General features: G+C 33.1%; 10 protein-coding genes. All 10 read right to left on the reverse strand.

Features of this window, described 5'->3' with window-relative positions:
- Nucleotides 1-203 precede the first annotated feature (203 nt).
- On the reverse strand, nt 204-1,424 hold the full coding sequence (locus AACL20_RS03895; RefSeq protein WP_339051734.1) for a hypothetical protein: 1,221 nt from the start codon (nt 1,422-1,424) through the stop codon (nt 204-206).
- A gap of 185 nt (nt 1,425-1,609) precedes the next feature.
- Nucleotides 1,610-2,430, reverse strand: a protein-coding gene (locus AACL20_RS03900; protein WP_339051669.1) for an IS5 family transposase whose coding sequence is annotated in 2 segments (ribosomal slippage) — nt 1,610-2,043 and nt 2,043-2,430 — 822 coding nt in all. Because the reading frame shifts where the segments join, the coding sequence is not laid out codon by codon here.
- 1,078 nt (nt 2,431-3,508) lie between these two features.
- Nucleotides 3,509-3,700, reverse strand: a complete 192-nt coding sequence (locus AACL20_RS03905; RefSeq protein ID WP_339051735.1) for a hypothetical protein — start codon at nt 3,698-3,700, stop codon at nt 3,509-3,511.
- Between the two features lie 44 nt (nt 3,701-3,744).
- Nucleotides 3,745-4,374, reverse strand: a complete 630-nt coding sequence (locus tag AACL20_RS03910) for a carbonic anhydrase (protein ID WP_339051736.1) — start codon at nt 4,372-4,374, stop codon at nt 3,745-3,747.
- Between the two features lie 317 nt (nt 4,375-4,691).
- A complete protein-coding gene (gene rsfS, locus AACL20_RS03915; protein ID WP_339051737.1) occupies nt 4,692-5,042 on the reverse strand; it encodes a ribosome silencing factor in 351 nt (116 codons plus the stop codon).
- Nucleotides 5,043-5,849: 807 nt separating this feature from the next.
- Nucleotides 5,850-7,046: an MFS transporter gene (locus tag AACL20_RS03920; RefSeq protein WP_339051738.1), complete on the reverse strand. Its 1,197-nt coding sequence runs from the start codon at nt 7,044-7,046 to the stop codon at nt 5,850-5,852.
- A 76-nt stretch (nt 7,047-7,122) separates the two neighbouring features.
- The gene (locus tag AACL20_RS03925) at nt 7,123-7,899 is read right to left on the reverse strand and encodes a succinate dehydrogenase iron-sulfur subunit (RefSeq protein ID WP_339042156.1); all 777 of its coding nucleotides are present in this window, start codon (nt 7,897-7,899) and stop codon (nt 7,123-7,125) included.
- A gap of 113 nt (nt 7,900-8,012) precedes the next feature.
- Complete coding sequence (locus AACL20_RS03930) at nt 8,013-8,813, reverse strand: hypothetical protein (protein ID WP_339051739.1); 801 nt, start codon at nt 8,811-8,813, stop codon at nt 8,013-8,015.
- A gap of 127 nt (nt 8,814-8,940) precedes the next feature.
- Entirely contained in the window at nt 8,941-11,244 is a 2,304-nt protein-coding gene (feoB, locus tag AACL20_RS03935) for a ferrous iron transport protein B (protein WP_339051740.1), read from the reverse strand.
- On the reverse strand, nt 11,234-11,494 hold the full coding sequence (locus tag AACL20_RS03940; RefSeq protein WP_339051741.1) for a FeoA family protein: 261 nt from the start codon (nt 11,492-11,494) through the stop codon (nt 11,234-11,236). Before AACL20_RS03940 ends, feoB begins: the two co-directional genes overlap by 11 nt.
- Nucleotides 11,495-11,616 lie beyond the last annotated feature (122 nt).

The raw sequence follows: 11,616 nt of genomic DNA on the forward strand, positions 1-11,616 counted from the left end.
AGAACTGCCCTACGCTAATTTTCGGATATATAACTTGCCTATACTTGCAAATACTACTTTAGATACTACCGCTCAAAATACATAAGGTTTTGAGCAATTTTGCCGCTTTTTCTGCTGGATTTATGCGCACCATAAACGCTTGCAATCAAGATAAACCATATGTTCCTTAGAGTTATGACGCAGGCGACTTTATACTGATTATACTATGGTTTATCACTATTAAATTGCAGAATTATAGAAGATAAACTTTGCCATTCTGGAGATTGCAATAATACATCTAGTTCTTTGCCATTTATATTTAAGCTTTTATCATTCTCCAAATCGTTATATGAAATTTTTAAGTCGCAATCATGAGAATTTCTCTCGCAAATAGGATTTAAAGCTTCAAGTAGTGCAGCTCGAAGATTGACAGAAGATTTAATAAGGTCTTGATCTGTTAGCTTCTTATAAAGTGGAGACAATTTATATTCTATATAATCGAGTAAGTTTGTTACTGTTCTTTGAATTGAAGGAGTATATAAACTAAGATGAGTTGTTTTAGTATTCAAATATTTTTGTAATATAGCATTAAGTATATTACCATCTACATTAAATGTACATGACATATTTAAAGGTGCTTTTTGAGAGTACGCATGCTTTAAATCACAAGCAAGCGATATATTCTTTATGTTTAAAATAGGATATAGTACTTCATACAGCTCGCTTCTTGCTGCTTTAAGATTTGGTAACATATTGGAAGCAAATGGGTATAATACATCGAAAGCTTCTGTTAAATAAATATCATTATCACTGTGTTTTTTTGCTGTCAAAATATTTAGGTTTAGCGCGAGAGAGTCAGAACTTACGAGTTTAATATCAAGTTTTTCATTAAAATGCCTATCATTTGCAGTAAGTATTATATCTATATTATAATATTTATTTTGAATCTTTTCAAATTCTTTTATTTCATCACTTTCGAATTCTTTGCGTAAAAGCTTTATAACGAAATCACGTATTTCATTAGTATATTTAGTTTGTACATTCAACTTATAGCGTGCTGGTAGAGATAGTGCAGTTAAATTGGTTACAACTTTATTAAAAGCATCGTCTTCCTGTTGAGTAAAGTTATCACCTAGCATTGTAGTAGCATTAAAAAAGTCTACTTTATTTCGTATAACTGTACATTCAAGCAAATAATCTACATTTTCTATTTCTTGAATAGATTTTGAGTCTCTGCTGAAATTAATATCTTGCGCAGCCCATACTGCATCACCATTTTTTGCATCATACAGTAGTATAGCACCAGACTTTATTGAGATGTTTTGCAGATTGTCATTTGAACTCCGAAAGCTGAGGACAAAGTCATATACTTCTGCTCGTTGAGGTTCATTACTAGAAGATGTGTCAAACGTTTGTAAGTTAAAATCAGATGATATTCTATTCAAGTTTATGATTGGAATATGTCGTATTATAAGAGGTTTTCTAGTTGCGGCAACTAGCTTCAAATCCTTTATATTGCCATAATACCCTTTAAGCAAATCCTCTCTAGCTTCATCTAGGTTATAGGTTAGCTGAAAATCCTCCAACGCAATAGAAAATAGATATTTATTAGACCTCTTGCATAACCTATTTAAAGCTCAAAGTTATAGATACCAGCAAGTAAATTAAACCTTAAACCGAATCGTTTTCTTCTGTTCCTATAACGATCAGCGATAATTTTAAATCGTTTGATCATGCCTATGACGTTTTCATTTAAAACACGTTCACTAGACAATTGACGATTTTTCTTTTTATCTTTCCTGCTTAGTGGTCGCTTTTTTGTCTTTTTCTTTGGTAACTCTGAATTATAATGCAACTTATCAATGCCTTGATAACCAGTATCTGTAAGAACTTTAATCTCAGGGTGGATGTGAACTCCGGATTCTTTAAATAACCTGAAATCATGACGCTTGCCATTAGAAAAATTAGTGCAAATGATTTCTTTTTTCCTTTTATCCACAATAAGCTGAGTTTTTAGAGTATGTCGCCTCTTTTTTCCCGAATAAAAGTGCTTCTGTTTTTTTTAGGTCGTTCTATCGGTGTTTCAGTAGCATCAATTAACACAAGTTCGTATTCAGAATCGCTTTTTAGTAATGCTTTACGTCCAGGTAGTGAAAATCGTTTATCTTTAATTAGAGTATCTTCAATCCAACGTATATTACGATAACAGGCACTTTCACTTATTCCATAACTGCGGGAAATATGAAAATATGTCCTGTATTCACGCAAGTACTCAAGCGTCATGAGTAATCGATCTTCTAAAGCCAATTTATTGGGTTTTCCACCTTGAGACTTTAAAATAGCTTCAGCTTCTTTTAATATACTTAGTATAACTTCAAACGTTCCTCGTTTAATGCCAGTAAGCCTGCGAAACTCTTCTGCGTATTCATCTTTGATGTTTTCAAACTTCATGTTATCCTTGATAAAATCAAGGATTTTAATCAATTTATATGGTTATGCAAGAGGTCTATTGACCTTAATATTGCTATATGAGAGATAAGGCTTCTTTTCTTCTAATGCTGGTATTATATATTGCTTTGTATAATAATCAAAAAGATAAGCGCAGTATTGCCAAAAAAATGCTAAAGAAAGCAGCAAAATACTAGCTATACGAACCACCCAACGCCTTTTCATAAACAAAAATCCCCGATATTTTGTGGCATTATAGCATAGATCTTTTAATAGATCAATTATTATCTGCTTTATGCGTAATTACATTATTATGGCTTGAAATATATATGTAGACGTGTATAAATCTTCATAGAAGAGTATATTATTCAATAAATAAATCAACTGTTTTGGATAATGATATCTTTATGCAAATTTTGCCCTATAATATCGTTTGATTTTGCAAAAATACATTGTTAATTCTTTTTAAGAAATGATTTATGTACAGTAATAACTATGGCACTGCCTTTATAAATGCACGCGCGAGGATTTTAAGGACATGATTCTTTAGAGTACCAGTTCATTTCTGAATCAAATATTATATATATTTGCAAAGAAATTAATGAAGTATATGGAAAATCAGACTAAAAAAAGTCTACACAATGACTTCGCCGGCAATACCATAGAATGACTCTGCGACAATGGCATATATACTCGTCATACTTATGAAATGGTATATGTTCAGAATGTCTTGTAATAAAATTATAAAGCATTATATTTGCAATACAGTCAATTGCTAAAATTATATGAACATCATATATAGCATTAGAATAAGTATACTCCTCATACTTTTTCAAAATTGGTACCTTTCAGGAATTTTTTTGAAGTTTAACTTGTTCATCCGCCAAAAATTGATTCGCTATGCAAATAAATTTTTGTGGAAAAGTGAAATGTGCAAAAATTAGCTTTTAGATCTGCCATGCGCTAATTTTCGGATATATTAATTGGTCCTATGCTGCGCGCAAACACTACTTTTGCAACAATCCTTTTTGTTTGTTTTTAAATGATTCTTTTATCATTTTTTGGATTGTTGCACTTCGTTTTAGAATGCAAGGCGCGTACTAATTAAATACCAACTATTCATACCTGCGGTATACTGAAAACTATAAAGTCGTTGCGTCATAGCTCTAAGAAGCTGAGGACTTATCTCGGCCTGCAAGCGGTTATGATGCGCAGCAAGTCCAGCAGAAGAAGTGGTAAAATTGCCAAAAACCTTATGGATTTTGTTAAGCATTGCCAAGCTAATTTTTGTACTTTTTGGCGGATAGACTATTTCCTTTAAGAAAAACTATCGATATAATCTATAAGTGGAATATAAGATTTAGTTTTTTCAGAATATGTAAGTATCTCTCCCTTTTCTATATCAAAAAACCATAAGTGTATGCTCAGCCTCTGGTTTACGACTTGCTCACGAATCCAAGGAAAAGTTAAACAATTGCTATAAGATTTATGCAAGGCTAATTTTGCATAATCATCTGTACTATGAATGATGCACTCATCTTCTGGCTTTATTATAGATACCCAATTCGTAATAAAATCATTAGTATTTTTATATGCACTACTCAATAAAGCTTGTATTCCACCACATTTACTATGCCCCAGCAATATTAAATGCCCAACTTCTAAGAAACAAATACCAAATTCAAGTGCGGCGCTAGTACCGTGATGCGCTTCATCTTTCTCATAATGTGGCACAATATTTGCAACATTACGTACCACAAATAGCTCACCAGGATCACATTGTAATATCAGTGCTGGATCAACTCTTGCATCACAACAAGATACTACCATGACGTCAGGTTTTTGCCCATATTGAGATAATTGTCGCATAACTATGCTATCATTTAGCACATACTTTTCTCTAAATGCGTGATAGCCACTAAGTACTTCTCTAAAACTTCTTCTCATCTAAGAATATCTTTTATTTCATGTTATATTTGCAGCAGCACTATTAAAATAACAACACTAATTTGTAAAATTTTTGAGAATATGTAAAAGTATTTGACGAAGAAATTAACTTATAATCTAAAAAAGCATAGCCAAAATACTTCTTATGTATTGTGCTTATATGCTGCTTTGCACTCTTTCCAGCTCTTTTTGAAGTTTAACTTTATATATATAACTGATACCAACTCTTCATTTATTCAAAAGTATATAACTAGCAGAAGCTAATATAATCAACCATCCTCATCCTTGATTTCAATAAACATATCGCCACAAAATCCTTAGTTATCCCATAGTTTATCTATATCATATTGCAACCTCGTCTCTGGCTGAAATATATGTACTATCACATCCTTTATATCTATCAGAACCCACTTTCCTGTATTAAGTCCTTCTATATTAAAACCATCGCTGGTGTGACTTTTTAATTCTTGCGAAAGGTTGTCAGCTAATGATTTCACATGTCTCATAGAAAGACCAGATGCAATTATCATATAGCGCGCTATATCTGTCTTCCCTTCTAGATCTATGACATGTATTTCTTCAGCTTTATCTGCATCTAACTTTTGTACAGTTATATCTCTGATTTTTTCAGCTGTATACATGGTATTTGAAGTAGCTTTTGTATCCATCTTATTTAATCTATTACTCTCTATACTATATTCTATTGAATGATTTTACACAAATTTATATGGTATATGCAAAATACAAAAACGGTCGCGATGAATTGCAGACTGTTAAACAAAAATTTATAAATATGAATGCAAATTTTTTTCTAGAAAAAGCAATTAGTGAATACCAAACAAATGCCTTTGAAATATTTTACTTCAATCTTTTTGAAAAAGAAGAACTCGAATACGTCACTAGTTCTATAATCTAATTTAAGTTACTTGACACTATATGGCCATGTTTCTTATCTATAATCCTGTAACCAAAAGTCATTATGTAAGCCTTTTTAGTCTAATATTCCATATTACTTCCCGGATTTCTTTACAAATATGCAAAAGTATTAGGCGCAGAAATTAACTTGTACTATCAAAAATTATGCAATCAAAATCCGTGCGCGGGCTTGCTTAAGGTAGCGCCATATCAAAATACTTTTTAGTATTCACAATCTTTGAGTTTTAACTGCGTCAGTTCTTATAAATGAGACCAATTGTATACCAAAGCGTGCCATACTTCAAGTGCCGCGTTATATTGAAATCCAAATAGCTTTTATAGCATAAATCTTAGGATTTATATGGATTGCAGGCAAGCATTAGACGGCGCGTACTACTTGTACTCTCAAAAATCATGCCATGAAAATCCATAAGATTTTTGGCAATGTTGCCACACATAAATCATGCGCTTTTTAGAGCTATGATGCATGCAACTACCTAATGTTTTTCGATATTCTGATTGCGCAACTAAGGCACTTATTGGATTTAGCACTGCTTCATCTACTCATGTTCTAGCTCTTCATTTAATAATATAATACATAAAATTGAAGGAACTGATAGCATGCTAGAAAATACAAAAAAATACGTCCATCCAACATTAGAAGCTATAACACCAGAAAATGAACAAAATATCGCTCTTGACATACCAGATAGCGCTATAAGGATAGAATAATGTGTAGCAAAAAATCTTGAATCGCGACAAAGGAAGCACATGTAATGTATTAATGCGACATTACAAATGCTGCTGCAAAAACTTTCTGCTATGGAGACAGATGCCATCAAAAAGTCGTTTTTGACGCTGTGTACAAGAATTATGAATAATAGATTAGTAACTGCAGCCATAACCTCAGCTACAAGTAACACCTTCCAAAGCTTTGCAATTTTTAACAAATAAGCACCAGCAACTGTTCCAAAAGCAACTCCTATAACACTACTAACTTGTGAAAAACCAGCTATCTCTGGCTTAGAAAAGCCTATCTCTGTCAAAAATGGGATCAGCATTACATCTATAAATCCATCACTTAGCTTATAAAACGATAAAACCGGTATTATATAATATAAGCGAGGGATTTGAAAAACTGTGGAAAATGCATTATATACATTAGTGCGGAACCAACCGCCAAATGATGATATACAATGATCACCTCTTACTCTTTTATCATCTCTTGAAAAGAAAAGAGTCACCATACATACTAAAATTGGTATGATCATCACTAGAAAAACCAACCGCCACGATATAAAAGAAGCAAGATATAGGCAAAAACCTCCAGCAAATAAAAACCCAACTCTAAAACCCCAAATTACAACTGGATTTCCAATAATCAACTGTTCTCTGGAAAATAGCTCCATCTTATATGCTTCAAGACATATATCATAGGTAGCACCAAAAAGTGATATTAAAAGAGTAAGTACAAACAGGCTCTTAATGTTACTCACGTCAAGAAAAGCTATAAATACCATACAGATGATCAATAGCACCTGCATAGATATCATCCATTCTTTTCTAGCACCAAAGTTTTCGGGAAATACTTTAATTCGACAAGAATCTACTAAATATGCCCAAACGTATTTGAACGAATATGGCAACATTCTTAAAGAAAGAAGGCCTATAACTTCCAGAGAAACAGCGTGATCATTCAATAATGCAGTCACTGTAAGCACAAGCAACCCATATACAACACCACTACTTACGCTCATTAAAAAGCCGGTGATATAGCGATTTATAAACGCTCCGTTAAAGATAATACTCATAAGCTGATTTAATGAGCTAAGCTCAGCATCTCTCGACTAACATCTCTTTAATCGATGCGATCGCCTTTGCAGGATTTAAATGTTTAGGACATGTCTTAGCACAATTCATTATTGTGTGGCAACGATAAAGACGCATAGAATCATCAAGAAAATCCAACCTTTCATCTCTAGCCTCATCTCTACTATCAACAAGCCATCTATAGGCTTGTAATAGTACAGCAGGTCCAAGGTATTTATCCCCATTCCACCAGTAACTCGGGCAACTAGTTGAGCAACATGCGCATAGGATGCACTCATATAGACCATCCAACTTCGCTCTATCAGACTCAGACTGCAGTAGTTCAACACCTGAATGCGCTTCACTTTTATTTTGCATCCAAGGCTTTACTGACGTTAATTGTTTATAAAAATTTGATAAATCTGGTACCAAATCCTTTACAACAGGCATATGTGGAAGTGGATAAACTTTTACATCACCTTTTATCTCATCTATATGCTTAATACACGCAAGTGTATTAGTTCCATCTATATTCATTGCACAACTACCACACACCCCTTCTCTGCAAGAGCGCCTAAAAGTTAATGTGCTGTCTATTTCATTTTTTATATATATGAGCGCATCCAATACCATAGGACCATACTTTGTAGGGTCTATTACATAAGTATCTAATGTAGGATTCTCTCCCTCATTCCCAGCATATCTGTATATTTTAAATGTTCTAGAAACAGCACTATCTGAGCAAGAATATTCTTTACCCTTAAGAACTTTAGAATTTTTTGGCAATGTAAAATGAACCATAGACGACCCTAAAAACACTAGATGATATAAAAACATACACCATATATAGCGGATAGTATAACTTTTACAGGAAATGAGCAAATATTTTATGGCAATTGATAAATTTTGTCACCTTACACTAGCTCAGGAAATGAACCGGTAATTATACGCTGTATACTTAGATCATATAGAGTAATAGCTCTTCTGATATGGCCAAATTCCTCTAATGCCAACCTCTCAGATGACAAAAATCTCTCAGTATCAACTCCTCTATAAATAGCAGTATTAAAATACCTAGCTTTTAATGCAATTTTTTTTAAATAATCAGGCGTTGCAAGCAATCTTTTATCGCTTTGACTCAAATGATATAAGTTAATCCCTCTAAAATTACGAGCTGATATGCAAAGATCCGCACTGTCTTTCACAATATATTGCAAACTATCCATCCATATCCTGAATCCCAAATACTTGAAAATTTCTATTTCCCACTGATTAGGTAATAGTAATATTTCTTTTCCATCCACATACCAATATTTCTTAGTTTGTAATACATCCTCTTTTTTACCTATAAAATGTATTACACATTCATCAGAAGAAATATTGATATCCTGCAATAATTTGATAAGAGTCGAAGCCCAAAGTAACGTGTCAGGAAAATCTTTTAACGCAATGAATATCGGATTTTCTTTAGGGAATACTAGTTTAAACTGCTGGATCTGCTGCTCTAAATTTAATGGATTATTAATTGGATCAAATAACAAATCCCCAAATAAATTCATAGAGCCAATAACATATATCAGTTTTGCATTTTCTATACTCAAGATTCTTTTGATGCCCATAATATGACCTATATGCATGGGCTGTCTTCTACCTATTGATATTATATATTTAGGTGAAACTAAACTGACATCACCTACATTATAAATATATTCCACAAGCAAGAACTGTAATGATTAAACCATTCGCTCTACTGCTATATTAATATAACATTAGCATTAGATTTTTGCAGCAAAATGTACACAAAACACACATTATACTTAAATACACTTTAAAACACAAAATTCAACCAAATAACATAGCAGCTTGATAAAATGACACAGCAATTATATATGCTATTGCAGTCGACCACACACTGCTTAATATTGCCCACTTTAACCCTATTTCATTTGCTATGACAGCAAATACAGAAACACATGGAAAATATAATAATATGAATAACATGTATGCAAAAGCTGTTGCTTTACTACCAAAAGCTTCTCTTATTTTCTTGATTGTTGAGTTTTCAACACTCATCTCGTTTAAAAATTCTTGAGAACGAGAGTTATAATCATAGTCAAATTTAAAAATGGAAAAGGCACTTGCAAATGCACCTTTAATATTTTCTATAGTATCTGTAAATGCATCATGAAATAATTCCAAAAAGTTGCGACTCTCGTCGCTAATTACATTTTGGCTACTTGAGTATAAAGAATTCAGCGTACCAACCACTACTTCCTTTGCAAGTAACCCTGTTATAACACCAACTGTTGCTTGCCAATTCTCACGTGCAAGACCCATAGGCTCAAATACTGGAGCTATTATTTTGCTTGATGCAATTAATATACTATCGCAGCGTTTTTCTTCACCTTTTTCAATATTTTGCATGCAACTACTGACTTTCTCGCCACGCAGAGTAAAAATATTCAGCAAGTTTAATACAAAACAAATCAACACTATCAACTTACCAGCACCAAATACAAAATCCTTTGCTCTCATATATGTTTTATCTAGCAAGCTTCGCATGCTTGGCAACTGATAATTTGGTAGGATCATTAAGAAATGTACGTCTGGAGTATTTTTTATCATCTTGCTGGTAATATGAGCTGTAATTAGCCCAGTTATTAAGCCAATGAAATATAACAACAAAATTATAATAGGACCGCTTGATGAAAAGAACGTCATATAAAATAGCACAAAAACAGAGAGCCTAGCACTACATGACATAAACGGCATCATCATAATAGAAACAATTCTTTGTTCTCTTGCACTTAAGGACCTGGTCGCAACTATTGCAGGAACATTGCAGCCAAAGCCTAATATAAGAGGAATAAATGCATGTCCGGAAAGCCCAACTTTATTCATTAATCTGTTCATAAGTAAAGCAGCTCTTGCAAAATAACCAAATTCCTCAAGCGCAGAAAAAATAAAATACAACGCAGCTATTAACGGAACAAAAGAAGCTACTACAACAATTCCAGAACCAATTCCATATGCAAGAAGTAAAATAGTCTCATCAGGCGCATCTAGCATATGCAATACTTTTGATGTACCATGCACAAATATAATTTCAGCAATAGATTGAAAAAATGACTGAAATGCTCCACCAAACAATATGCTAAAGCTGAAAATAAAATACATAACAAATGCAAAGATGACGATACCACAAAATCTATTAAGTAGTATCGCATCTAACTTCTGCATAAACTGTGGCTTTTCATTCTCTTCCGTCTTAGCCATGACTTGTTCTAATATCGCATCTACACATTTATACCTAGAATCTGAGATTAAACTCTTCAGATCACTAGAAGCAGCAGTAATACCTGAAAAATAGCTTACAACAATTGAATCTAAGTGTTCGGCTGAAAAATCACATGTTAGATTAATCCCTAATTTTTCAATTACTCCATAACCTTCTTCAACTAGTTTCAACGCAACCCAATGCTTTGAATAACCTATATTCTCATATGAAATAGAGCTGGAAACAGCATTAACAAGCGCTACCAAATTTTTATCGTAGTTTTTTATACTGTAGATATTATCACTACCTGCAACTACTCCTGACTTTTTTGCAATTAGCGCACATAAATTCAAAATTCCATTATCTTGTTTTGCAGAAATCTTCACAGTGGGAACACCAAGCAATTTGCTTAACTTATCAGCGTCAAGCAAATTATAGTTAGAAACCAAATCAGCCATGTTTAACGCTAACACATGACACATACCCATCTCAATTAGCTGCATAGTAAGGTAAAGTGAATAACGCATATTGCTGCTATCAACAACGTTAATCACAATATTTTTTTGATTTGTTTCTTTATCTTGCTCGACTTTATAAAAATTGGAAGACTCAATTTTCGCGAGTAATGCATCAATTGCAACCCTTTCATCTTGATTAGCTTGATTAGAAACAATAGAGATAGAAGATACACCAGGTAAATCAACAAGGTTAATTATATCATTATCTATTATAAAATGCCCATGATGCTCCTGTACAGTTACACCAGACCAATTCCCTGTTTTCTCGCTTTTACCTGTAAGCAAATTAAAAAGCGTGGATTTACCTGAATTTGGAGCCCCGACTAAAAGAGCGCTAACACTATCGCTCATCGCTAAGCACCAATATGTGTTTAGCAACCTCATCATTTATAGCAAGCTTCATGTTATCAAGCTTCACTATGAGATTACTATAGTATCTATGTAAAACTTGTACAGATGAGCCTGGAATAATACCTAAACGTATGCATTTCTCTAAAAGAGGTCCGCTGAGATCAATATATTCAACTCTAGCAACCTCACCTTTTTTAATTGAAGAAAGATTTACAGCAGAGCCAGCACAATGATCGCTCTCATTCTTCATAAAAAATTTCCTGAAAAAACTTAATAACTGCATAAGAACCTATAGCAATCTAGTAGTTTATAAGAACCAAGCCTGCATTTAGCAAAGGCTTAAGTTATACTAGGCTAATCCATATATAAAAA

The sequence above is a fragment of the Candidatus Lariskella endosymbiont of Epinotia ramella genome (assembly GCF_964019805.1).
Classification (GTDB): Bacteria; Pseudomonadota; Alphaproteobacteria; order Rickettsiales; family Midichloriaceae; genus Lariskella.